Origin of the sequence: Luteithermobacter gelatinilyticus (assembly GCF_005849285.1) — a bacterium.
GTDB lineage: Bacteria > Pseudomonadota > Alphaproteobacteria > Sphingomonadales > Emcibacteraceae > Luteithermobacter > Luteithermobacter gelatinilyticus.
Map to the genome: position 1 here is coordinate 2,471,945 of NZ_CP040517.1, position 24,603 is coordinate 2,496,547.

Annotated in this window: 17 protein-coding genes and 1 pseudogene; 5 read left to right on the forward strand and 13 right to left on the reverse strand. The window is 55.3% G+C overall.

Annotation, left to right across the window (positions count from 1 at the left end):
* Positions 1-12: 12 nt before the first annotated feature.
* The 4 genes and pseudogenes from FE788_RS14390 to FE788_RS11110 all read right to left on the reverse strand — a co-directional run bounded on the left by FE788_RS14390 (position 13) and on the right by FE788_RS11110 (position 4,564).
* Positions 13-357 (reverse strand): cupin domain-containing protein, encoded by a 345-nt coding sequence (locus FE788_RS14390; protein ID WP_138381379.1) that lies wholly within the window; start codon positions 355-357, stop codon positions 13-15.
* Positions 358-429: 72 nt separating this feature from the next.
* Positions 430-774: pseudogene (locus tag FE788_RS14395) on the reverse strand (cupin domain-containing protein); the annotation flags it as partial.
* Between the two features lie 2 nt (positions 775-776).
* On the reverse strand, positions 777-2,093 hold the full coding sequence (locus FE788_RS11105) for a glycosyltransferase (RefSeq protein ID WP_138380698.1): 1,317 nt from the start codon (positions 2,091-2,093) through the stop codon (positions 777-779).
* 128 nt (positions 2,094-2,221) lie between these two features.
* Complete coding sequence (locus FE788_RS11110) at positions 2,222-4,564, reverse strand: TonB-dependent receptor (RefSeq protein ID WP_168190384.1); 2,343 nt, start codon at positions 4,562-4,564, stop codon at positions 2,222-2,224.
* A 349-nt stretch (positions 4,565-4,913) separates the two neighbouring features.
* Between FE788_RS11110 and FE788_RS11115 the strand changes: the two genes are divergently transcribed.
* The gene (locus FE788_RS11115; RefSeq protein WP_138380700.1) at positions 4,914-5,528 is read left to right on the forward strand and encodes a TetR/AcrR family transcriptional regulator; all 615 of its coding nucleotides are present in this window, start codon (positions 4,914-4,916) and stop codon (positions 5,526-5,528) included.
* A gap of 126 nt (positions 5,529-5,654) precedes the next feature.
* Here the strand turns inward: FE788_RS11115 and FE788_RS11120 are convergent, their stop codons facing one another.
* Positions 5,655-7,922, reverse strand: a complete 2,268-nt coding sequence (locus tag FE788_RS11120; RefSeq protein WP_138380701.1) for a nitric-oxide reductase large subunit — start codon at positions 7,920-7,922, stop codon at positions 5,655-5,657.
* 284 nt (positions 7,923-8,206) lie between these two features.
* Between FE788_RS11120 and FE788_RS11125 the strand changes: the two genes are divergently transcribed.
* Both FE788_RS11125 and FE788_RS11130 read left to right on the forward strand, forming a co-directional pair.
* Positions 8,207-8,773 (forward strand): AraC family transcriptional regulator, encoded by a 567-nt coding sequence (locus FE788_RS11125; protein ID WP_138380702.1) that lies wholly within the window; start codon positions 8,207-8,209, stop codon positions 8,771-8,773.
* Positions 8,774-8,987: 214 nt separating this feature from the next.
* Complete coding sequence (locus FE788_RS11130; protein ID WP_246057927.1) at positions 8,988-11,348, forward strand: heavy metal translocating P-type ATPase; 2,361 nt, start codon at positions 8,988-8,990, stop codon at positions 11,346-11,348.
* A 45-nt stretch (positions 11,349-11,393) separates the two neighbouring features.
* Here the strand turns inward: FE788_RS11130 and FE788_RS11135 are convergent, their stop codons facing one another.
* Positions 11,394-12,404, reverse strand: a complete 1,011-nt coding sequence (locus FE788_RS11135) for a DUF3179 domain-containing protein (protein ID WP_210413936.1) — start codon at positions 12,402-12,404, stop codon at positions 11,394-11,396.
* A 195-nt stretch (positions 12,405-12,599) separates the two neighbouring features.
* Here FE788_RS11135 and ppk2 point away from each other — a divergent pair, with 195 nt between their 5' ends.
* Together ppk2 and FE788_RS11145 are read left to right on the forward strand one after the other, a co-directional pair.
* Positions 12,600-13,364, forward strand: coding sequence for a polyphosphate kinase 2 (ppk2, locus tag FE788_RS11140; RefSeq protein WP_138380705.1), 765 nt, complete (start codon positions 12,600-12,602; stop codon positions 13,362-13,364).
* A 216-nt stretch (positions 13,365-13,580) separates the two neighbouring features.
* Positions 13,581-14,831: a serine hydrolase domain-containing protein gene (locus tag FE788_RS11145; RefSeq protein WP_138380706.1), complete on the forward strand. Its 1,251-nt coding sequence runs from the start codon at positions 13,581-13,583 to the stop codon at positions 14,829-14,831.
* A 5-nt stretch (positions 14,832-14,836) separates the two neighbouring features.
* Here FE788_RS11145 and FE788_RS11150 read toward each other — a convergent pair whose 3' ends face one another.
* The 7 genes from FE788_RS11150 to FE788_RS11180 all read right to left on the reverse strand — a co-directional run bounded on the left by FE788_RS11150 (position 14,837) and on the right by FE788_RS11180 (position 24,573).
* A complete protein-coding gene (locus FE788_RS11150; protein WP_138380707.1) occupies positions 14,837-15,607 on the reverse strand; it encodes a copper resistance protein B in 771 nt (256 codons plus the stop codon).
* A complete protein-coding gene (locus FE788_RS11155; protein ID WP_138380708.1) occupies positions 15,604-17,433 on the reverse strand; it encodes a copper resistance system multicopper oxidase in 1,830 nt (609 codons plus the stop codon). The genes FE788_RS11150 and FE788_RS11155 overlap by 4 nt, the downstream gene beginning before the upstream one ends.
* Before the next feature lie 106 nt (positions 17,434-17,539).
* Positions 17,540-17,980, reverse strand: a complete 441-nt coding sequence (locus tag FE788_RS11160) for a hypothetical protein (protein WP_138380709.1) — start codon at positions 17,978-17,980, stop codon at positions 17,540-17,542.
* Between the two features lie 347 nt (positions 17,981-18,327).
* Positions 18,328-19,209: a ribose-phosphate pyrophosphokinase gene (locus FE788_RS11165; RefSeq protein ID WP_138380710.1), complete on the reverse strand. Its 882-nt coding sequence runs from the start codon at positions 19,207-19,209 to the stop codon at positions 18,328-18,330.
* The gene (locus FE788_RS11170) at positions 19,206-20,729 is read right to left on the reverse strand and encodes a thymidine phosphorylase family protein (protein ID WP_138380711.1); all 1,524 of its coding nucleotides are present in this window, start codon (positions 20,727-20,729) and stop codon (positions 19,206-19,208) included. Before FE788_RS11170 ends, FE788_RS11165 begins: the two co-directional genes overlap by 4 nt.
* Positions 20,730-20,742: 13 nt before the next feature.
* Positions 20,743-22,110 carry an MBL fold metallo-hydrolase RNA specificity domain-containing protein gene (locus FE788_RS11175; RefSeq protein ID WP_138380712.1) on the reverse strand — a complete coding sequence of 456 codons (1,368 nt, stop codon included), beginning with the start codon at positions 22,108-22,110 and terminating at the stop codon, positions 20,743-20,745.
* Positions 22,111-22,131: 21 nt separating this feature from the next.
* On the reverse strand, positions 22,132-24,573 hold the full coding sequence (locus tag FE788_RS11180; protein ID WP_138380713.1) for a phosphoketolase family protein: 2,442 nt from the start codon (positions 24,571-24,573) through the stop codon (positions 22,132-22,134).
* Between the last annotated feature and the right edge of the window lie 30 nt (positions 24,574-24,603).

Here is a 24,603-nt window from a genome sequence, read left to right on the forward strand (position 1 = left end):
AACACCCAGAGCTTAGCGGATCATATAAACCTTGCGCACCGTTTCATGAACCGTGCAGACTCCTTTCCAACCTTCTGGGAAAAACGCGATGGTATCCGGTTTAATCTCAATCACTTGCCCATCTTCCCCCACATAGGTGCACCGTCCTTCCAGAAAGTGACAAAATTCGTCCCGCGTCACATGACAATCCCATTTCCCGGGCGTACATCTCCACAACCCGCATTCGGACTGCCCTTTAGGTCCTTTATGCAGCAAAAAACCGGATATATGAGACTGCCCTTCGATCATGGTGGGGATCACCCCCCAATCCGTCACATTGGTTTCCGCCAGAGGATTTTTCTTGTAACTGACCTTCATCGTTCCCTCCTTGTCCATCTTCGAAGTGCTCTCTGGAGCATCTGTATCTGGAGCATCTGTTTCGGATTTGACCAGAATGTAGGTGTTGCGCATGGTTTCATGCACCGTGCAAATCCCTTTCCAGCCCCGCGGAAACAGCACCGCTGTTTGAGCCTGCACATCAATTTTCTCACCCTCCACGCTTTCATAAGTGGCTTTGCCTGCGGTGAAATAACAAAACTCATCATCAGGGATGTGCAGGAACCATTTGCCTGGCGTGCACCGCCACAGGCCGCTTTCCTGAGCGCCGCCATAACGTTTATTCAGCACCAAGCCGGAACTTTGGGACAGTCCCTCGATCATATTTGGCTGATTTCCCCAGTCATTCAGATCCATACGTGTAGAGGCCCGGGAAAGCAGCGAAACCGTATTGCCCATGATCATGACCTTTCCATTTCCTGCCCCAGCAGCGCATCAAGCAGCGCATCAAGCAGCGCCGCCGCCTTCGCTGGCCCCTTGGCCGCCTGCATCACGGTTTTGCTGTGGTGCAATTTTTGATGCATGTCCCGATCGGTCAGAACACGCTCGATCGCACGGGCCAGGTCTTCTTCCGCCCAGTTATATCGGTCCAGTTTCAAGCCATGTCCGGTTTCCTGAATTCGCATGGCATTGTCATGCCCATCCCAGCAATAGGACATGATAATGGCCGGTTTGCCGAAATACAGGCATTCCGTAAAACTGTTATTGCCCCCGTGATGAATGACAGCATCCACCTGCGGGATCACGGAAGGTTGGGGATACCAGCTGGCCAGATGAACATTGTCAGGCACCTGGTCATAACTTTCGATATGTTCCCCGACATTCACAAGAGCCCGCACCGCTAGCTTGCCGATCGTTCGGATGACACGTTTCATCAACGCCGTATCCCCGGCGCCAAGACTTCCAAAACTGATATAAAGAAGCGGAGCGTCCTTATTGGCCCTGAATTCCGGAATTTCATAGGGGTCATCCTGGCGCACACAGCCTTCCAGATACTGAAATCTCGCAGGGTCCAGGGGGATCTTGCGCGCGAACCGTACGACATCGGGATACAGCAGCAGATTCAAATAAGGTGACGTTTCACAAAATTCCGTGGGGGGATAAGGCGGAATGCCGCATTCGGCAAGAAAAGCATTATATTTGTCATGAACGTCTTTCAGGCTGGCGTCATAATGGGCCCTGAAACGCACAAAGCCTTCCTTGTCATCCTGCGATAATCCCGACAGATAAGGAGGAATGTTTTCGTCGGGAATTTCATTTTCGCTACAGGATGTTATCCTCACCCAGGGCACCCCGTGCTGTTTGATTGCCGGATGCATGATCACCGCATCCATACAGATCAAATCCGGGTTTATCCGATTCAGAACGTCCGGCAGTTCTTTATGGGCCCAGATCGCCGTATCCACCGTCGCTTCCCAGCATTCCCTGATATAATTGTCAATCTGCTCTTCGGGACTCAGGCGGAAATTAGGAATATGGCGATTGACAAAATCCACCCAGTAGCGAGACATTGCCTCCGGCGGCATCGGTTCCGAGAGATGAACCTCATATTCGTCAAAACCGTATTTTTCAAAAACCCCTCTAAAACCGGGGTCGCAGATAAAAACAGCTTTATGGCCTCTTTTTTCGCAAGCCTGGGCGATGGCAACGGAATTCAGGGCCGGGCCATAGGCCGCTTCGGGAAAAAAGGCAATAATCTTCTGTTTTTTGGTATCCATCTCTGTTCCAGTTAAAGTCTTGGGAAATCGTCTTTGTATGGCAACCGCGCAGGCGCTCTCTTTTTCTGAATAAAAAGGGCCGGAACTTTCCCGGTGCGCCGCCCGAACGGCACACCGGGCTTGTGTGATCAGAACGCGTAATTGGCTTCCACGCCGTACCAGCGCGGCGGACCATAGACATCAAGGGAATATCCGAAGCCGCTGACATCAAAACCGTATTGTTTGTAGCGTTTGTCTGTCAGGTTCTTGACATATGCCGCAAATTCCCACTCGCCCCCCGCATTGGTATATCCAATCCGGGCATTCATCAGAAAATACCCGTCAGCCTGAACGGTGGGATGGTTTACCGTGTTGAACACCTGATCATCCACATAGGCACCGTCTATCTGGGCGGCTACCGTCCCCCAGTCTCCCTGCCAGGTTTTTACAAATACCGCATTGGCGGTGAAATCCGGAGCCAGCACCAAATCCTGGTCCCGTACCGTCACCGTATCCGGCATGGGGACGTCATATACCACGGAATCCATCAGCGAGATGCCGGCCATCAGATTAAACCCGTTCCCCAGATCCGTGACCAATTCCGCTTCCATGCCATAAATCCGCGCATCCGCGTTAAACTGAAACTGGGTCAGGCCAACAAAGTTAAATGCTTGAAAATCGTTATAGTCATAATAAAACGCCGCCATATTCAGCCGGGTTCTGCCGTCATTCAGGGTGGATTTCAGCCCAACCTCATAGGAAATCAGGACTTCAGGATCAAACGGTACCTTATCCTGCCCCACGGCCGGATCGGCATCTCCCAATCCGTCGATCGGCGCGTTAAATCCCCCGCCCTTGGTGCCCCGGCTCACACTGGCATAAAGCAAAATATCCTCCGTCGCCCGCCAATCCAGCTGGACCTTTCCGGCCCATTCATTATCTTTGCGCGCGCGAGATACAATTTCGTGTTCATTAAGCTGTTTCACCCCATCATCGGGGAAATAGAAAAACTCGATACAGGACGCCCCGCCAGGATTATCAACCGCCACGCCATTTTCAAAGGTGATAACCGGCTCCCACTGATCACGAGCCGACAGATCCGCCGCCTGGGGATAGCCCGGCACCCCAAAACACCGGCTGACCAGATCAATGGATTTTTTATCCTGATACCAGCGCCCCCCGACCGTCAGGGTCAAAGCCTCATTCAGGTCATATTCGATCTGGCCGAAGGCAGAGAATGTTTCAGTTTCCTGGGTGAAACGGTTGCGGCTGTCTGCAACGGCTACCGTCCCGTCCCCTAGCGGCCAGACCGACCAGATGGAAGATGAATACTCCCCATCCACTTTCAGATAATACACCCCCGCGGTCCAGCGTATCCGTTCCTGCGTCCCGTCCAGGCGCAATTCCTGGGTAAACTGATAGGAATCCTGGCCTGAAATAAACTGCAACAGTTCGGTCGGCGAAGAATCGCTGTCTTCCATATAAGATTTCTGCACGTCCAGATAATCCGTAATGCTGGTGAATTTAACCGCCTCAGAAAACTGCCATTCAAAAGTGGCGGACGCATTCCAGGATTCCTTGTCGATAAACCCGAGCGGGTTAAAGGCCCCGGCCAGCACATCTCCGTCCGTATCCCGATACCCGGCAAAATCTACATCATCGACAACCGCACCCAGACCGAATTCCCCGGTCCGTGACGGTTTGTGCTGATAAACCCCGCCATCCGCATGATCCACACGATTATAGCGGCCAATGAAGGTCGCCATCAGCTCGTCACTGAGATCCACCTCCACAATTCCCCGCAACGATGTGCTGCGGTCCTCACGCGCATCCTTGCCCAGCCGGTTTTCGATATAACCATCATGCCGGTTATGGACCCCGGCAATTCTAGCCCGCACGGCATCACTCAACGGCCCGCCCACGGCCCCCTCCGCTCGTACCATGTTATAGGAGCCGGCCTGAATATTTATATATCCATTCGGTTCCTGTCCGGGGCGACGACTGATAAAATGGACCAATCCCCCTGTGGCATTCCGCCCGTACAGCGTTCCCTGCGGCCCCCGTAAAACCTCGACCCGTTCCAAGTCAAACATCTGAAGCCCGGTGGCGCCGGGAAAGGATACATAAGACCCGTCCACATAAATTGCCGTGGGTGTTTCCTGATGGTCTGAAAAATCATTCTGGCCGACGCCCCGCAACGTAAAAAAGGACACCGATTTGTCACCGGAAAAAGATCCCGTCTGCAGACCCGGGACATGCAGGTTCAGATCCTCGGCGTTTTTCAGACTAAGCAGCCGCATCTGATCCCCGGACAGGGCCGTGACGGAAACCCCCACCGACTGAAGGCTTTGTTCCCGCTTCTGAGCCGTTACGGTAATTTCCTCCAGGAGGAGAGAGCCATCATTGTTGTCCGCCGCCTGGGCCGCCACGATCATACTGCCCGCCAAAGCCGTCGACACGCATAAACCCGACACTTGTTTTGAAATCGACATTGTCTTCCCCTTTGCCTTTCCTCTTGCCAGCGCCATCAAAAGCGACGCCTTTTCCCTATAGATGATGATATTTTTCATTATTGTTTTTAGTCTATCGTACTAATTAGTACAGTCAATAGTTTTTTTGACAGAAATAAATCTTTTTTGAAAAACGCCCCACCAAGATATTTTTTCTTTAAAATACATACAATTAAGCGAATCTTAGTTTTGTCTTATTTGATCTCATGACTTGACCCGAACCTGGAGACACTCTATTTTTTAGTCAAATAAACTAAAGATGGAGTCTCTGGAGGCCTAACCAGTCCTTCCTGTTCTCCTCATCAAAACACCAAAGGGCACGACTTTCGACATGAACAAAACTCCTGCCAAAACGCAGCGCACCAGCACCAAAGGCAAACGCACCCGCGACAATATTGTCAAAGTGGCGCGGGACGTTCTGGCCCATGAAGGATATGAAGGATTTGTGTTACGGCAGATTGCTGCCAAAGCCGGAGTCAAACCCGGAAATCTGCAATATTATTTTTCCAGCAAAAAAGAACTTCTTCAGGCGGTTCTGGAACAGGAACTCCATCGTTATCAGGAAACATATGGGAAGGTCGCCGAAGACAAACACGGCAAAACTGCCCGAATTCTGGCCATCGTGGATTTCCTGTTGGATGAAATCAAAAACAACAAGGCCACCAGCAACATCTGGTATACGGTCTGGGCCCTGGCTCCTCTGGATCCGGAAATCGCGGAACTGATGGATGAGTGGTATCAGCAATATATGGAAAAACTCAAGGACGTTTTTAAAACGGCCGCCCCCGAAATCAGCGATATCCAAGCCGGCCATACGGCCAGCATCCTCACGGCCCTGATGGACGGGCTGACCAACCAGATCGGGTATGGCAAAACCCCGCATGAAATTCATGACGGTATAGAAAGCGCCGTCAGGTCCCTGATCCTGGACCTGATTGACAGCTGAGACCTTACAGCTGAGACCTTATGGTGTGTCAGACACAGACAGAGTGTAAGATGACGAAACGCACGACGCAAAAGCGCCGTGCGTTACCGCTTGGGATCTCCCTTTGGGATATTCCGGACCGGAAGATCATGACGTTTCCGTCACCGGAACCGCCTCGCTGCTGCGTTTCAGCCGGAACATCACCTTCAGCGCGAACCAGACAATAAACAGGCCGCCAAAGGCGAACAGAACGTCGCCCGGAAGCCGCATCCAGACCAGTGTTTCCACCAGCGGCGAATGGATCACCTCCGGTGAACGGGCATACCAGTAACCATGTTCCAGCGCGGCCGTAAACTGCACCACGCCCACCGGCAGCAATGAGAACAGCGCCATCATCGCCAAGCCACCATTCAGCGTCCAGAAGGACCATTTCAGTAGCCGGTCGTCCCAGAAGCGGCCGTCCGCGAACTGTCGCGTGCAATACAGGATCAGGCCGATCCCCAACATGCCATAGACGCCCATGAAAGCAGTATGGGCATGCAGCGGCGTGGTGTTCAGACCCTGCAGGTAATACAGTGAGATCGGCGGATTGATGAGAAAGCCGAACATCCCCGCGCCCACCAGGTTCCAGAACGCGCAGGCCACGAAGAACATCACCGCCCAGTGATAGCGGCTCATCCAGGGCGATGCCTTGCGCAGTCTGAAACTCTCATAAGCCTCAAACCCGATCAGTGCAAGCGGCACCACCTCTAGGGCGGAAAAGCTCGCCCCCCAGGCAATGACCGAGGTTGGCGCCCCGGTCCAGTACAGGTGATGCAGTGTCCCCAGAATCCCGCCAGTGAGGAAGATCACCGTGGAGAACAGCACTGCGGAATTGGCGGATTTCGCCCGGATCAGGCCCAACCGCACGAACATCAGCGCAACAACCGCCGTGGCGAAGGTCTCAAAAAAGCCCTCAACCCACAGGTGAACCACCCACCAGCGCCAGTATTCGGCAATGGCGATATGAGTGTGTTTCCCCATGAACAGCCCGGCCGCATAAAACAGGCCAATAGCAATGGACGACAGGAACAGGACATACACTACCGGCCGATGGTCATGCCGCTCCCAAAGCGCTGGGCGGATCGCCCGGACCACCAGGGTCAGCCAGATCATCAGACCAAACAGCAGCACGAACTGCCAGAACCGGCCCAGATCGACAAATTCATAACCTTGATGTCCGAACCAGAAGCTTGTGTCCAGGTCCCAAATCTGTTGAACCGCCGCCCATTCGCCGAACATGGAACCCAGCACCAGCACCACCAGCGCAAGCCACAGGATATTTACGCCGGCCTTCTGAAATTTCGGCTCATGCCCCGACAGGGCCGGAGCAATGAACAGCCCCGTGCCCAGCCAGGCCGTGGCGATCCAGAACACAGCCAGCTGGGTATGCCAGGTTCGGGTCACCGTATAAGGCAGCAATTCCGACAAAGGAATGCCATAAAAATCCTGACCTTCCACAGCATAATGGGCGGTAATCCCTCCCAGGCCGATTTGCAGCAAAAACAGCCCCAGGGCCGTGAGAAAATATTTTCCCACCGCGCGCTGCGACGGCGTCAGCTTCGCCGACAGCAGGGGATCATTGGCGGACGGCTGCGGCAACGGCTCATGCTTGAGTGACGCATGATACCAGGCCAGCGCCCCGATCCCGGCAATCATGAGCACGATGGAAAACAGCGACCAGCCGAGCACCCCCGGCGTCGGCGTATTCTCCACCAACGGTTCGTAAGGCCAGTTGCTGGTATAGCTGATCGTCTCGCCCGGCCGGTTGGTCACCGTGGCCCAAGTAGACCAGAAGAAAAAGGCAGCCAGACGCTCCCGGCGGCCAGCATCCGGGACGGGGTTTTCCTTGAGGGCATATTGTTCCCTCAGGCTCTGGAACTCGGGGTCGGCCCCGAAAAGCCGCGCATAATAGGCGGTCAGGTCTTGCACCGCGTCAGCACGGATCTCCGATAATGTAACGACGCCGGTCGCCGCGTCATAGCTGTTGCGACGCATATCCTGGGTCAGCTTTTTCTGCAAAAAAGCCTGGGAGGCCTCGTCCAGGCTGTCATAGGCGGCGCCATATTCCTGCTGCGCCAGACTTTCCAGCATCAACAACGCCTCACGGTGCAACCAGTCCGCGTTCCAGTCCGGCGCCACCAGGCTGCCATGCCCCCAGATCGACCCCGTTTGATGTCCACCCATGGACCGCCAAACCAGCTGGCCGGCCTCAATATCCTCTTTTGTAAACAGCACCTCTCCCTCCACGGAAATGATTTTCTCCGGAATGGGCGGGGCTTTCTGATAAATCTCACTTCCGAGATACAGCAATATGCCAAAAGAGACCACACACACGGCAATGAGTGCGATCCATATACGACTTAAATGACTCATCGTCTTTTCTCATTCTCACATGATTTTTGCCTGACCCTCATCCCCCATAATGCGACTCAGATCAGGACGGTTCTGAATTATGACGCCGGAGGTCGTTGATTTTCCTCACTTTTCCGACACAAAAAGATCACAGGGCTGTCGGGTACCGTATTTTAAATAATAAAAGATGTATGTCAAATACATCTTTTATTAACCCCAGAATGAACCCTCTTTTCTGACTGGGTGGTCCGGTTTATGATAAAAAGGGTAAAAGCGCCCTCACCCTGAAGGAAAACAAACTCTCCATGAAATTATATGTTAAAAATATGGTCTGCCAACGCTGTGTGATGGTGGTGAGGGATCTTCTTGAGAAGACCGGTTTTCCTCCTATGGTGGTCAATCTGGGAGAAATCGATTTTGGGGACAGGACGTTAAGCCCTGAGGAAATCAGCCAGATCGGCAAAAAGATTGAAGATTGCGGTTTTGAGCTGATCGACGATAAAAAAAGCCGCCTGGTCAACAGCATCAAGACGCACATCATCGAACTGGTGCAGAACCGGGATGACCCGGCCCCTATCCGCATCTCGGCCTATCTCACTGAAAGGCTGCCGTATGAATACAGCTATCTGAGCAACCTGTTTTCCGCGGTGGAGGGCACCACTATCGAACAGTATCTGATCCGCCAAAAAGTGGAAAGGATCAAGGAGCTTCTGGTCTATGATGAACTGAGTCTGAAGGAGATTTCCTACCTTTTGGGGTATAGCAGCCCGGCTCATCTCAGCACCCAGTTCAAGAAGGTGACCGGCCTCAGCCCCAGCCATTTCAGCCGGCTGAAAAACACAAAACTCAGAAAATCTCTTGATAAACTTTAAATTCTGTAAATCTTTTCCAGAATCTTGTAACGGGAAAATTGCAGGTCGCCTGTATGCTGTGATCAATACATCCCTTCCCGAGGCATCATAACGGCCCGGCTCTTCAAACATCCGGGCAGATATCTGAAGCCGGCCAGATCAAAAAATCCGAGGGAAGGGCACTCTTTATCCGTATACGAAAAATGTATTCATGTCATTTCAGGGAAGTCATCTTATGAATAACCGCTGTTCGCACCACACCCCGTCACATAAACATAAACACAATCACCAGCATCAAAACACAGCAACACAAAAGGATCCCGTCTGCGGTATGGCGGTCGACACCGATGTCACCTCCCATGTTATGGATCATGACGATAAAACCTATTATTTCTGTTCTGCGCGCTGCAAAGACAAATTCGCGCGCGATCCGGAACGCTATCTTGGGGATCACCCTGTTCAGGACGCCATGCCCCCGGGCACCCGCTACACCTGTCCCATGCACCCGGAAATCATTCGTGATGAGCCGGGCTCCTGTCCTATCTGTGGTATGGCCCTGGAACCCATGGGGGTACCAACTGGTGAAGAAGGCCCCAATCCCGAGCTCATCGATTTCACCCGACGGTTCTGGGTCGGTCTTGTCCTGTCGCTTCCTGTTTTATTTCTGGAAATGAGTGGGCATTTCAGCACCGCCTTCCATGAGCTGGTGAGTGAAAAACTTTCCCTCACCCTGCAATTTTTGCTGGCAACCCCCGTCATGCTGTGGTGCGCGGCACCGTTTTTTGTAAGAGGCTGGCAATCGATCCGCAGCCTAAACCCGAATATGTGGACCCTGATCAGCATCGGTACCGGAATTGCTTATGTCTATAGTGTGGTGGCTTATTTCGCCCCGGACATCTTCCCCGAAACGGTCAAAACCGAAAGCGGGATTGTGCCGGTGTATTTCGAGGCGGCGGCGGTAATTATCGTGCTGGTGCTTTTGGGGCAGGTGCTGGAACTCAGAGCCCGGGAGAAAACCGGTGGTGCCATCCGGGCACTTCTGGATCTTGCGCCAAAAACCGCCCTGCGCCTCCGTGAGGATGGCACCGAGGAAGAAGTCCCCCTGGACGAGATCAAAAAAGGTGACAGGCTGCGCGTGCGCCCCGGCGAAAAAGTCCCGGTGGACGGCACCGTTGTGGAGGGACGCTCCGCCATTGACGAATCCATGTTGACAGGCGAACCTGTGCCGGTGGAAAAAACCATCGGCGACAAGGTGACCGGCGCCACACTCAACGGCACGGGTAGTTTTATCATGCAGGCCGAACGGGTGGGCGCGGAAACCATGCTGTCCCAGATCGTCGCCATGGTGGCTGACGCCCAGCGCAGTCGGGCCCCGATCCAGAAATATGCCGATCTGATTGCCAGCTGGTTTGTGCCCAGCGTGATTGTCATCGCCATTGTCTCATTTTTTGTCTGGTATCTGTGGGGACCTGAACCGGCGCTCCCCATGGGCCTGATTGCCGCCGTTTCTGTGCTGATCATCGCGTGCCCTTGCGCCGTGGGACTGGCTACCCCCATGTCCATCATGGTCGCCACCGGCCGGGGCGCCCAGTCCGGGGTGCTGATTAAAAATGCCGAAGCCCTGGAAGTTTTCGCCAAGGTTGACACGCTGATCGTGGATAAAACCGGCACCCTCACCCGCGGCAAACCGGCACTTACTGATGTTGTGGCGTTTGAGGGATTTCAGGAACAAGACGTTCTGGCCGCTGCCGCCAGCCTGGAACGGGGCAGTGAACACCCCCTCGCCGCGGCCATTGTCAGCGGTGCCAAAGAAAAGGGCGTGAACCTGACAAAGGCGGAAGAGTTCGACGCCATCACCGGCCAGGGGGTCAAGGGCGTTGTAGACGGCCGCAAGGTGGCGCTGGGCAATGCACGACTGATGGAAACCCTGAGCCTGTCCACGACCGGCCATGCTGCACAGGCTAACACCATGCGCAAGGAAGGCAAAACCGTCATGTTTGTAGCCCTCGACGGAAAACTGGCGGGGCTGGTGGCGGTGGCCGATCCGATCAAGGAAACAACGGCCGAGGCCTTGGACGCCTTGCACCGGGAAGGTTTGCGCATTGTCATGGTAACCGGCGATAATGAAACCACGGCCCGGGCGGTGGCAGAACGGCTGGGCATTGATGAAGTCCGGGCCGATGTAATGCCAGAGACCAAAGCCGAAATTATCAAGGAATTTCAGGCCCAAGGAGCCGTGGTTGCGATGGCCGGAGACGGCGTTAATGATGCCCCGGCCCTGGCCCAGGCAGAGGTGGGAATCGCCATGGGCACCGGGGCCGATGTGGCCATGGAAAGCGCCGGCATCACCTTGGTCAAGGGAGATCTCAATGGTATTGTCCGGGCCCGCCGCCTGTCACAGCTCACCATGCGCAACATCAAACAGAATCTTTTTCTGGCGTTTATCTATAATACCCTGGGCGTTCCCGTGGCCGCCGGTGTGCTTTACCCCTTCTTTGGGGTACTGCTCTCCCCTATTATCGCAGCCGCGGCGATGAGCCTGTCCTCCCTTTCGGTGGTCGGTAACGCCCTGAGGCTGAGAATGATCAAATTCTAGGGTCAGGACCTAGTAAATAAAGGGGAAAAAAGTCATCGCAAACTTTTATGGGGATGGCGCCTTGCCGTCCTCACGCGCGGTGCTGTGAATGACGCCGTCAGGGTGGAAGGCCTTGAAGGCAAAGGCGAAGGTCATGTGGTGAGGCACCTCCTCATGGCTTCCGCCCGGCAGCAGGCGGCGGACATTGACAAAACCGATATCGCGGCCTTTGGCGATGCGGCGGCTGTCGAGCGCAGAATTCATACCCGCCCGCCATTCGAGACGCAAATTGCCATGATCTATGCGCCCCGCCCGCCTGATATCTTCCAGTAACCAGGCCTCCTTTCCGACGCTGATCACATAGGACAGCGGCAAGCCGGGGCCGTCATAGCGGCCATCATAAAGAAACGGCGCGGTGGCCCGATCATAGCCGGCATAGGGATTATCGCCATAGGGCCGGACGCGGCGGTCCGGCGGGATCAGCACCCGCCCCCCGGGAAACGCCGCCCTGAAGGCAGAGAAGGGGCGGAGGACGGCGGGCAAATGCCTGAGCCGCATCCCGGTCATGACACCAACGATTCCCTCTCCGACAAACTGCTGCCACCAGCTTTCCGTCTGCCGGTCATACATTACCATGTCCGAATGACGCAGCTTGCCCGAAACGCCGAAATCCAACACCCGCCCCTCGATGCGGCGATCAAAGGCCACGGCGGCATTGCACAGCGGGCAATAGGTCACCGCGACCGGTACATCGCCAATCTGGTCATTGACAATTTCATGCCACATCAGAATACGCAGGGGATACGCCCTGGCCTCACCTTTCATGTTCAGGACGATCACCGGTTCCCGGGGGTCAAGGTCGCGAATCTCCCGTGCCGGCCTGAAGCGTGGATTGTCAATGGCGGGGATGCCATCCTTGGGCGGCCCGCCGGACAGGATTTCGGAAAACTCAACAGACGAGCGGCTGAAATCCGTGCGCGGCCATTCCCGCACCCATTCCTCGGGCACAGGGTCGGCCCACACCACCAGGCCGCCTCCCCCCAATATCCTTATGATGATCAGAAAAGCCGCAAACAACAGGACGTTCCTGACCGGGAAGCCAGGTTTCATGATAAGAAGTTACTAAATCTGCTATTATCTTTCTATGTTTTTCTTTCTAAAAAGACCGAGCAGAACAACGGATCAGAAAAAAAGGCCCCCTCACCAAATCCTTTTTAGGTTAGAATAAAACAGAAATGACGTGGCTTTTTCCCTTGCCTCAAGGAACCGGTTATGAGTGTTACGCCTGACGATTATAAAAAAAACCTGCGGCAATTACAGATCGAACTGGTCAAATTGCAGCGGCACATCATTAAATATAATCACAAGATTCTGGTGATTTTTGAAGGCCGTGACGCTGCTGGCAAGGATGGGGTGATCAAACGGATCATCCAGCATCTCAGCCCCCGCGAAACCCGGGTGGTGGCGCTGGGCAAACCCACAGAACGGGACCGCCATTCCTGGTATTTTCAGCGTTTTGTGCCGCATCTGCCTGCGGCACAGGAAATGGTGCTGATGAACCGCAGCTGGTACAACCGCGCCGGGGTTGAACGGGTGATGGGCTATTGCACAGACCCCGAATATGAAGACTTCATGAACAGCGTGGTGCCCTTTGAACAGATGTTGGTGCATTCCGGCATCCAGATCTTTAAATATTATCTGGATATTTCCAAAACCGAGCAGCGGAAACGACTGGAGGAACGACGCACCAACCCGTTGAAACAGTGGAAGATCAGCCCCATAGATGAAGTGGCTCTACACTACTGGTCGGCCTATAGTTCCGCCCGGAATGAAATGTTTGAGCGCACCCATAACCCGCTTACGCCCTGGGTCGTGGTACGCGCCGATGACAAAAAAACCGCACGCCTGAACGTCATCCGGCACCTGATGTCAAAGGTGGATTGCCCGGACAAGGACCACCATGTGGCCACGCCGGATGAAAATATCGTTTTTCCCTATCACCCTGACCATCTCAAAAACGGAAATATCGCGTTTTAACGGGATACGGGATACGATCCTGAGCGGAATACAATACCGCGCATCGTCTTCCCCATAACCGAAATTTATACCCTGCCAAACGCGTGATAATGGACAGATCCGGATCCGGTACCTACCCTGCTCCGGGATCATAGAGGGAATTGTTATCAGATTCACTCTAGCTAGAGTGAATTGTGAAGAGGTTGACCCATTCTGACGATAAAACGGGGAAGATTTATGACACACCAACCCAGGCACATCAGGCAGGCGGCAATCATGGCGGTCATGGCAACACTCATGATCTGCAGCCTTGAAATCCGGACGGCATTGGCACACTCCCCCACCGCCCCCGGGACCGGCACTCCGGCCACAGTGCTTTCCCCTGGTATTCCCGAAGAAGTCGGCATGGATGCCGGAATTCTCAAGGCCGGAATTGAGATGTACCGCCGAGCCATCGCCCGGGACGAGGGGCGCGGGGCGGTATTACTGGTGGCCCGGAAGGGCAAGGTGATCTTGCATGAGGCCGTAGGCTGGCGAGACAAGGAACAAGACCTTCCAATGCAAAAAGACACCATGTTCCGTATGGCCTCCAACACCAAGCCGGTCATAGCCACGGTCCTCGCCATGCTGGCGGACCAAGGCAAGCTGAATTTTGAAGATCCGGTGCATCATTATCTGCCCTCTTTTGACCACGGCCAGGCCCGGGACATCACGTTGCATCATCTCCTGACCCACAGCAGCGGCCTGCGCATCCGGCCGATTTTCTTCCAACCGCTGATTGAAAAATCATCCGACCACCCCGAGGCCCCCAGCCTGCAACTGGAAGTGGCCCGGTTCGGCGCAGTGGGCCCCGAAGCGCCGGTGGGTGGCCCCTATCAATACAGCAATGCCGGTTATAACACGCTCGGCGCCGTGGCCGAGGTGATCACCCGGCAGCCGTTGGACAAACTCCTTCGGGAAATGCTGTACCGCCCGCTCGGCATGACGGACAGCTATCACCATGAAGTGGCGGACAAGCTGGATGGCAAGCTCGCACGTATGGGCACGGTCTATTACTGGCGCGAAGGGCGCTGGACCATTGGCTGGAAACCGGGGCAGCCGCCCAAATACCCGTTTGTGCGGGCCTCAGGCGGCATGATTTCCACGGCATTGGATTACGCCGCCTTCTGCCAGATGCTCCTCAATGGCGGGGTTTATGACGGCCAGCGGCTGCTGAGTGAGGAAACCATCGCCCGGATGATACACCCCCATGTGAAGGTGCTAAACCGCAATGGCGTCGCGCCGGAACCCCCGGAATATTATGGTTATGGCTGGCGCGTCCGGCCCGACGGCGTCTATCATCACGGTGGCTCCGATGGTACCGCCGCCTGGATCGATCCCGAACGGCAGTTGGTTGTGCTGGTCCTCACCCAAAGCCCGAGCGCCGCCGGCAAGACGCTGCGCCGGCGGTTTTTCGAACTGGTCCGGTTGGCTGTGGAAACCCCCTAGCAGGCTTAATACCAGAGACGCAGGCCAACCACAAAGGACAGGCTATCCACCGTCTCCCCTTCCAGGCGGGCGAAATCTGCCGTATCACCTATTTTGCGGTTCCAGGCAAAGCCGATATAGGGAGCGATCTCACGCTTGATTTCATAACGCAGTCGCATTCCGGCCTCCACCGTAGACAAGCCGGAGCCGATCCCGAGTTCTTCCACATCCTGTGCGGCAAAACTCAACTCTGTGCGAGGCTGTAAAATAAGACGTTGCGTCAGCAACAACTCATATTCGGCTTCGATGCGGGCCGTTACCTCTCCTTCGTCACTGACAAAGGCGGCGGCGTCCACTTCAAACCAGTATGGCGCCAGCCCCTGGATGCCGATCACCGCATGCGTACGTGACGGATTGGGAGTTATGTCATGACGCAGGCCGACCTGCAGATCGAAAAAGGGAGAGATGGCCCGACTATAGAGCGCCTGGACTTCCGCCTCCTCAAATTCATCAGCATCCAAAAAATATTCGCCTTCTGTCTTGAACCAGAATTTGTTGATATCACCGCCAATCCAGCCCTGGGCATCCCATAACAGCACCCCTTCCCCTTCATTGGTCTGATATTCCAGACGATCAGCCTGAACAAAGGTGAAGGTCTGCCCTCCGGTTTCCTGCCGCAGGGCGGTACGGGCCTTTTCCATCTCCGCCGGATCATAATAGGCGTCAGCGGCTGTTTGCGCATGAACCGATGTTGCCGCCAAAGACAAAAGAGCACATAACGTCAGAAGGTATTTCATTGGGCCTTCTCCCTGGTTTTCTCACGGACGGACACGACCTGCATCATGCCGGCGTGCATGTGGTACAACAGATGACAATGAAAGGCCCAGTCGCCAACGGCATCCGCCGTAATGTCCACGGACAGTTTTTCACCGGGTTTGACGATAATGGTATGTTTGCGCGGCTTGTGGTGATGTTCCCCATTCACCACATCAAAGAACATACCGTGCAAATGAATGGGATGGGACATCATGGTATCGTTGACCAAGGTCATCCGCAGACGTTCGTCCTTGTAAAACAGGATCGGTTCCGTCACTTCCGAAAATTTGACCCCGTCAAAAGACCACATATACCGTTCCATGTTGCCGGTCAGATGAATTTCGATTTCCCGTTCCGGCGTCCGGTGATCAGGATTGGGATCCAGACTTTTAAGATCGGCATAGGTCAGAGCCCTGTGTGGCACATCTTCAAGACCGAGACCCGGTTCATGCAACCGGTTGACCGGCATCATGGCCGTGCTGTCAACGCCCACCCCCGTGGGATGATTATGTTTCTGCATGGTCCCCCCTTGCGCCATGGTATCATGTCCCATGGCGGCATGATTCATGCCAGAATGGCCCATATTTGAATGATCCATACCGGAGTGATCCATACCGGAGTGATCCATCGCATCTTGCCCGCTCATATCCCCATGTGTTGTCATGTCCCCATGTGTTGTCATGTCATGAGCCATACCCATGTCTTTCATGGTCAGCAGCGGACGCGGACGCAAGGGCGGTATCTCGGCCTCCATACCGGGGCGGGGGGCGAGAGTGGCGCGGGCATACCCGCTGCGGTCAATGGTTTCACACATCAAGGTAAAGGCCCGGTCCGCCTGCGGATGGATAATGACATCATAGGTTTCGGCCACCCCGATCTGGAATTCATCAATCTCTACCGGCTGCACATTCAGCCCGTCCGCCTGCACCACAGTCATGGGCAGTCCCGGGATACGGACATTGAAAATCGTCATGGCGGCCGCATTGATAAATCTGAGCCGGACCCGCTCGCCCGGAGTGAACAGGGCCGTCCAGTTGTCTTTGGGGCCATGACCGTTCACCAGATAGGTATAGGTCGCGCCGGTCACATCCGAAATATCCGTGGGGCTCATACGCATTTTACCCCACATCAGGCGGTCGTTGAGGGTAGCGCCCAGCCCCTCCTCGCGCACCTCCCGGAAAAAGTCGCCGATGGTGCGTTGCTGGAAGTTATAGGTCTCGCTCATTTTTTTGAGCTTGGCAAAAAGCCGGTGCGGATGCTCAAAGGTCCAGTCCGACAAAACCACCACATATTCCCGGTCATAGGCAACCGGGTCGGCATCTTTCGGCTCGATAATAATCGGACCGTAATGACCGGACTGTTCCTGCAGGCCGGAATGGCTGTGATACCAATAGGTACCCGCCTGCTTGAGGGGAAAACGATAGGTAAATGTTTCGCCCGGTTTGATGCCGGGGAAAGTCACGCCTGGCACCCCGTCCATCTGGAACGGCACCAGAAGCCCGTGCCAGTGAATAGAGGTATCTTCTTCCAGGTTATTGGTGACGCGCATGGTCACCTCGTCCCCTTCGCGAAAACGCAGTAATGGCGCCGGCAACTGGCCATTTACGGTAATGGCATGCCCACGCCGACCATCAATCATAACCGTGGTTTTGTCGATAATCAGATCAAAATTTGTACCCGACAGAGCCCTGAGCCCCTTAACGTTATTATGAACTCCGCTGCGGGCCCAGGCGGGCAAAAGCGCCTGAACGGCCACCCCGGCGCCAAAAGCCGCCGTTGTTCCAAGGAGTTTTCTGCGTGTCAGCATTTTTTCGTTCCAAAAGTGCAAGAGTAATGAGTTGAAGATAATAGACAAAATGCATCAGTCCGCCAGACGGCATGAGACCGCAGACGGGATCATATTGCAAAAAGTCTTAATTCAGGAGAAGGGTGCCCATCTCGAACAGTGTCGTCACAATTAGGGAAGGAGAGACACCGTTGGGAAAATCGGTAGTCGCGAGGGGCGCAATTTTTTCCTCGGGAGGAGCCGTAGCAAAAAAGCCGCCCGTAATTTCAGAATGGCCGGAATTTGCCAGTGTGACCCCGAATGCTGGAGATGGCATCTCCACACAGACTTCAGGATCAGAACAACCTATCGCACATATGTCGCAATCATGCTTTACGGACGGATCATAGCCCCCGCCATAATTGTCAACGCCCTCATTGCCAGCTGTGTGATGGAGGGAATATCCCTGCCCCCCGGACAGGACAGGCGAAATATCGCCCTCATTGCCGGAAACACACCGTGCCAGTGCCTCGCCCGAGAGCGAAACGACCAGCAAAAACATCAAAACTGAAATCAGTTTCTTGTACATGGCTTCCGACATAATGATGGGGAAAATACATTCCCCATATAGAAGTTGTCAATGTGCGAAACAGCCCTGCCCCGTTATGTCACATTAGAGTGAATTGTGAAGAGGTTGGCTCAATTCTGTTGGCGGATTGTGGCCCACCTCACGCGAAAGACGGCGCCGGGCGATGCGGGGCATCGGGCCAGGCGTCTGACAACGTGAGCGGCCCCAAGCCGCCAACCCGAAGGGCCGGTCAGGTCTGGTCCAGTTCCGGCGGGGTTTGGCTTGGCCGTACCGCCAGTATGGCCTGCGCCAAACCCCTGGCTCCTGAACCAGACCTGACCGGCAGAATGGGTCAACCTATTCACAATTCACTCTAGATGATCCAGATGCCGGGCAATCATGGGACAAAGATCAATTGCATTGGTGAAGTGGGAAATTGTGTTGCAGGTGACAATGCTGTCCACCCCCGCAGCCTTCAGGGCCTCATACCCATCGCCGGCAAACACCGCATGAACCCCCACGCAGACCGGCGGGCGCATCCCGGCATCACTTAAATGTTTTACCGTTTCAATCATGGTCCGTGCGGTGGAGATAATATCATCAACCAGAACCGGCGTATGATCTTTATAGTGCTCTGTGTCCGGGACGGAAACCTGCACATCTTTGTCGCCTCGGCGTCGTTTGGTCAGAACCGTATAGGGCGCTCCGGCCCGGCCCGCCACATCCGACACCCACTGCCGGCTTTCTTCATCAGGGCCGATCAGAACCGGCTGGGTTACATGCCGACTGATCCATACCGCGATAGACTCCGCCGCATGAACTACTCTGGCCGGAATACTGTATATTTCCTCCAGGGATTTATGGCGATGCAGATGCGGATCGACAGTGATCAGAGCGTCGAAATATCGGGACAAGAACGCCGCAAAGATCTTGGACGTCACCGCCTCGCCCTCATGGAACCGTTTATCCTGGCGCATATATCCCAGATACGGCGCAACCAGGGTCACGGAACGCGCCCCGAACTCCCGCGCGGTCTGGGCAAAAAACATCACCGTCATGGCCTTGTTGTCGGGGTGGTCCAGGCTACACAACAAGATCACGTCCTTATCCCGCACCTCTGACTCCAGCCGCACCAGGCTTTCCCCGTCCGGAAAATGGTGCACCGTCATCTGTCCCAGTTCAGCCCCGCTTTCCCGAGCCAGAGAGACCGCCTGATCTTCATTGCCAGGATAGGCAAACAAAAGCCTCATTCCTCGTTCCCTTCTGTAATATCAATTATATCCTGTTTTTCTTCGAGATAGGAAAGCGCATAATCCAGTTCGCCCGGCGAGCCGGCATATACGGTAAACAACGGCTGTCCCACATCCACCCGGGTTCCGACCGGTGCATGAAGATCGACACCGGCGACATGATCAGCCGGAGCCCCCGCCAGTTTGGCCAGACGGGAAATGGATCTGTTGTCAATGCCCCTTACAAAACCCGCTCTTTTGGCTGGCACGGCATAGCTGTACTGCCCCTTCGGAATATCCCGCATGCCCCCCTGAGCTTCGCAAATCGCCTGGAATTTTTTCCAGGCCCGGCCATCCTCCAGAATCGTCATCGCCAGAGTTCGGCCCTGCCCGTTTTTAACATCCGGCGAAAATTCCAAAATATGCCCGGCCAGATCAAGGGAGCGTTTTTTCAGATCCTCCGGTGCGTCCTTATCATTTTTCAGCACCGCCACCAGATCACGAGCTTCCAGCGCCGGACCAATGCCGCGTCCTACCGGCTGGCTGCCGTCGCTGATATGGACCCGGACACCGGTGCCCATTGTGGAACCGGTGGCTTCCAGATAGGTGGTCAATTCCTCCGCCATAGCCATACTGCGCACCTTGGCGGTGGGGCCGACCGGCATGTCAATCAGCACATGCGAGGACCCGGCGGCGATTTTTTTGGACAAAACGGAGGCCACAAGCTGTCCTTCGCTGTCAAGATCGAGGGCTTTTTCCACCCGGATCAGCAGATCATCTGCCGGGCTGAGGGACACTGATCCTCCCCAGACCACACATCCCCCTTCCTGTTCAACCACCCGACGCATCTGCGGTACATCCAGATCTACCGGCGCCAAAACCTCCATGGTATCCGCAGTCCCCGCTGGCGAGGTGATCGCGCGGGACGATGTTTTCGGCATTGTCAGCCCATAAGCGGCCACAATGGCGACAACGATGGGAGTGGTCCGGTTGCCCGGCAGCCCGCCGACACAATGTTTGTCCACCACCAGTTCCCGCCCCCAGTCGAGTCTGTCGCCGCTGTCCACCATGGCGCGGGTCAGACTGACAATTTCTTCCCTGTTCAGCCGCCCGCCGGCGCAGGCCGTCAAAAAGGAAGAAATATGAATGTCCGAATAATGCCCGGCCACGATGTCCTCAATAATGGTTCTGATCTGGTGATCCGACAAAGCATTGCCATAGATTTTCGAGCGCACAAAACTTAATGAATGCACGGCAGGGGGGTGGGAAACATGAATTTCATCCCCTTCCCGGGCTCCCAATTTTTCAAAGGCATATTTGGAAAGTCCTGCTTCTCCCTGTTTGAGAATATCCGAATTCACCATATTCAGGGTCGCCGTCAGCGACGCACCGTTCAGCGAAACCTTGACCCGCGCCTGAACCTCAAATCCTTCGGCCCGGCAGACCGCACAATCCTCGCGCATGTAGATCACAGCTTCCTTATAGGTATCAATACCCAGACGGCGCAGTTTCAAAACAGATTTTACCTGGTGCTGTTGCATGATCATCCCCCTGTTACAGTTCCACCGTCTGCTTGTATTCCGGCACTGCGCAGTCCCAATCGAACCTGTCTTCTATTTTTTCCTTCATGCTCTGGGCCGCCCCTTCCTCGCCATGGACCACAAACACCTTCCGCGGGGGCGCGGTGAAATTTTCCATCCAGGCCAGGATTTCCTCATAATCCGCATGCGCCGACATGTTGTCCAGTTGCACGATCTGGGCCTGAACCGGCCACATTTCGCCATGAATCTTGATTTCCTTCTCCCCGCGCACCAGCCGGTCCCCCCGGGTACCGCCGGCCTGAAACCCTGCCAAAAGAATGGTATTGCGCGCATCACCGAGATAGTGTTTCAAATGGTGCAACACACGTCCGCCCGTCGCCATGCCGCTGGCGGAAACGATTACTTTCGGCATACTGTTGGTTCTGGTATAGATGGCCTTAGACTGTTCCACCGTCCGGGTATAGTCCGCCACACCGCACACCTCCATGCATAACTTCTGTGGCAAACGGTGATCGTTTAAATGCCGACACAGCAAGCTAGAGACATTGATCGCCATCGGGCTGTCCAGGAAAATCGGCAGATTTGCCGGAATCCGGCCCTGCCGTTTCAATTCATAAAGATAATACAGGATCATCTGGGCCCGCCCCACAGCAAAGGACGGGATAACCACCGTACCACCCCGGATTATTGTTTCCTGAATGATGTGCTCAAGATCATCCACAGGATCCGTCGCGCCATGACGGCGATCGCCATAGGTGGATTCCACAATCAGATAATCGGCATTCTGTATCTTGGCCGGTTCTTTCATGACTGGGTCGTTTGGCCGGCCAATATCGCCTGAGAACAAGACGGAGGGGCCGTTTTCCTGAGTGATCCTGACAAAGGACGCCCCCAGGATATGTCCTGCCCGGTGCAGCGTGAACCCCAGTTCCTCGCTCAAGGCGTGGAACTGTCCGAAATCCACTGGCCGGAAATGCTGAAGCGCGTCGCGGGCTTCCTTTGCCGTGTACAAGGGCAAGGCAGGCTTATGCCGCGTATAACCGTACCGGTTGGCACGCTCGGCATCTTCTTCCTGAATGCGCCCGGAATCAGGCAACAGGATTTTACACAGCTCAAACGTGCTCTCGGAACAATATATCGGTCCTTTGAACCCGGCTCGGGCCAGTTTGGGGATATAGCCACTGTGATCCAGATGGGCATGGGTCAACACCAGCGCATCAATATCCCGGGGATTGACCGGCAACACATTCCAGTTTCGCAGGCGAAGCTGTTTGTGTCCCTGAAACAGGCCGCAGTCAATCAGGATTTTCCGGCCCTCGGCCTGGAGCAGGAATTTTGACCCGGTAACGGTTCCCGTTGCGCCTAAAAATGTGAGTTTCATCAAACGATCCTTGGTTCTGTATTATGAGAGTTTGGTGATCACGCCGTCCGGGGACAGGGTACCGTCCAGGGCCTGACGTTCCGCATCGGACAGGATTTCCGCCTCATCCCCTCCCAGAAGAGCGATACTTTCCCGCAAGATATGCGCCCAGCTGCAACGATTGACAAAATGCATATCGTCCACACCCAGCGTGCCACCCCGATTGATAAACCCCAGCGCGCTCACCGCCCGCCCCCGCCACAAGGGCTGCAACGTGCCCAGCATCACCTCGGGACGGGTATGACTGACAATCAGCAAATTTTGCACCGCCTTAGGAAGCAGCCGATCCTGTACGCTTCCGGGGGCAACAAGCGCCGCCTCCCCAGGGTTGCGGGGCCGGCGAAAGCGTCCCGGTTCGATCAGATAGGATACGGTATGCGGGATTTTTTTGGCCGTAAGCCGGCGTGAGGCTTTCAGGACCTCAACAAGTTGATAGGCGCCGATAGCCACAAGGGTTAGGCGGGCCTTGTCCGGTTCATATTCTGTCCAAGTCAACCGAAGGCCGCCCTCCCCCAAAAGGATGCGAGCCTCCGCCGGGGAAAACAGGACGGGCATCTTGCGTTTCGGAACAACCAATGTCCAGATCTGTCCCTGGGTCTGATACAGCCGGGCGAGCGTTTCCGCCGCGGTGTTGAAATCTGCCGGAAACAGCACCCGGGAAATATCCGACGTTTCCGACAACATGCTTTCCGCAAGCGACGGGTCCTGATGGGACAGTTCATTCTTGCTGTTCTCCCAGGTATTGGAGGTCAGCACCAGGGGCACAGAAAGCCATTTCGCCGGTCGGCCAAGGTCTTTTTGGTGTTTGGAAAAGATCACTTCCTGACGCGCACCACCGAACATCTTGGCGCCGAAAGCCTCATAGGTCACGATCAGATTGATCCCCCCTTTATTCCCGAAAGCCGCCCCGGCCACAGCTTCCTCATTCAGCGCGGTAATCACTTTCCCGAGGGTAGATTCTTCCGCGCCTTTTTCCGGATCCACCACCCGAAATTCAAGAGCCTCCAGCGTATCATCCATGCGGTTGGACAGCATCTCATCCGGATTGCCGACCCGCGGCCTGAGATGCGGATTGGCTTTAACAATGGCGAGAAACGTCTCATCAACTGCATCCATGGGGCTGACAAATTCCCCTGTTCCGGCCTCCACTGCCCGCTCCTTCACCTGTCGGGCCGGCAGGGCGGGAAGCGCCTTGAGACTGACATTGCGATGGGCCAGCGGATGATCCCGTTCCCGAGGACGAGCGGATGCCTCATGGTTCTGGAACAGGCCGATGGCCTGCTCCAGTTCGGGACGGGGGACAAACAGTTTTTTGCTATGGGTGTTGAACCGTCGGGCGGCCACCTCATTAAACCGGGGGTTGTCTACCAAAGGCAGGTTATGGGCATAGTTGGTCCCCTCGTTATAAAACCCCGCGCCTTTGGGGGCTACTGCAATGCCATAAGGGATGGGGACATAATAGCGGTCAATCGAGGTCAGGTTGTCCGCGTAAGCCTGCAACCGGCGTTCCTGTTCCCAGATCGCCCAAGCAAAGGCTGCCGGATCGCGGCCGTCAAACACGATTGGTTCAAAGCCGTGCAGCTTGAGATGTTTGACAAACCAATCCACACCGCCTTCCTGCGACAGCGTTGTGCGTTGGTCGATACGGCGGCCATTGGCAATCATGATGGGCACCACGCTGCCGCAATCCTCGGCCCGCCACCAGCGCGGCGTCCAGTCCGCCCCGCGCTGCTCCTCGAAAGCACCGTCACTCAAAAACGCCACTAGGGATTCCCCCGGCAAGGGCATATGGACATATTGCAGGGACGCAAATCCCAGATAGCCACCTTCCAGATGCCCGCCAGCCGTATGAGGATTGACATGGCTGCCCAGGGGCGAGTCCTGCTGTCCCTGGGCATTCAGTCTGTAGGAATAAAAATCCTGTGCAAACCGGCTCAGCCCCTCCTCACTGAGATCATACCGTTCGGCATGGGCGGGGGTCATATTGTTCAGCAGCAGATTGACGCTGTCAATGGCGGCTACCGCGTGGCCCTGCCCCATGACCCAGCTGCGCGTGAAACCGGTCAGGGCATTGGCCAGCATATAGCCCACATAGGCCGGAATCATGTTCAACGAGCCGCCGAGATGACCCTGCGGATCCGTCTTGAAATCCTCCGGCGCCAGCGCTCGTCCGTCCAGATACACCCGACGGGCATAGGTCTGGTGCACCGCCAGCCACATGGCCGCATTGGTGATACGGTCCGCCGCTGCCAACAGAGTATAAAACGGCGCGCCGTCACCAGAAACGCCTTCTGCTGCCAACGCCGCCGCCATGTCCTCTATGCGCCGGACTGTTTCCGGGGCATGCCGGATGACACCATATCCCTTACGCCATTCTTCCGCCCCCTGTGGAGACAAGGAAGCCGCGTCTATTTTATCCTGCATTGTGTTACTCCGTCTTTAGGATCAGGATTC

Coding starts and splice junctions, on each gene's coding strand:
- FE788_RS11170 (WP_138380711.1), bottom strand. CDS start 20,729: ATGCAACAGCACCAGGTAAAATCTGTTTTGAAACTGCGCCGTCTGGGT.
- FE788_RS11180 (WP_138380713.1), bottom strand. CDS start 24,573: ATGCAGGATAAAATAGACGCGGCTTCCTTGTCTCCACAGGGGGCGGAA.
- FE788_RS11165 (WP_138380710.1), bottom strand. CDS start 19,209: ATGAGGCTTTTGTTTGCCTATCCTGGCAATGAAGATCAGGCGGTCTCT.
- FE788_RS11105 (WP_138380698.1), bottom strand. CDS start 2,093: ATGGATACCAAAAAACAGAAGATTATTGCCTTTTTTCCCGAAGCGGCC.
- FE788_RS14390 (WP_138381379.1), bottom strand. CDS start 357: ATGAAGGTCAGTTACAAGAAAAATCCTCTGGCGGAAACCAATGTGACG.
- FE788_RS11115 (WP_138380700.1), top strand. CDS start 4,914: ATGAACAAAACTCCTGCCAAAACGCAGCGCACCAGCACCAAAGGCAAA.
- FE788_RS11130 (WP_246057927.1), top strand. CDS start 8,988: ATGAATAACCGCTGTTCGCACCACACCCCGTCACATAAACATAAACAC.
- FE788_RS11125 (WP_138380702.1), top strand. CDS start 8,207: ATGAAATTATATGTTAAAAATATGGTCTGCCAACGCTGTGTGATGGTG.
- FE788_RS11155 (WP_138380708.1), bottom strand. CDS start 17,433: ATGCTGACACGCAGAAAACTCCTTGGAACAACGGCGGCTTTTGGCGCC.
- FE788_RS11110 (WP_168190384.1), bottom strand. CDS start 4,564: ATGTCGATTTCAAAACAAGTGTCGGGTTTATGCGTGTCGACGGCTTTG.
- FE788_RS11145 (WP_138380706.1), top strand. CDS start 13,581: ATGACACACCAACCCAGGCACATCAGGCAGGCGGCAATCATGGCGGTC.
- FE788_RS11120 (WP_138380701.1), bottom strand. CDS start 7,922: ATGAGTCATTTAAGTCGTATATGGATCGCACTCATTGCCGTGTGTGTG.
- FE788_RS11175 (WP_138380712.1), bottom strand. CDS start 22,110: ATGAAACTCACATTTTTAGGCGCAACGGGAACCGTTACCGGGTCAAAA.
- FE788_RS11150 (WP_138380707.1), bottom strand. CDS start 15,607: ATGAAATACCTTCTGACGTTATGTGCTCTTTTGTCTTTGGCGGCAACA.
- FE788_RS11160 (WP_138380709.1), bottom strand. CDS start 17,980: ATGTACAAGAAACTGATTTCAGTTTTGATGTTTTTGCTGGTCGTTTCG.
- ppk2 (WP_138380705.1), top strand. CDS start 12,600: ATGAGTGTTACGCCTGACGATTATAAAAAAAACCTGCGGCAATTACAG.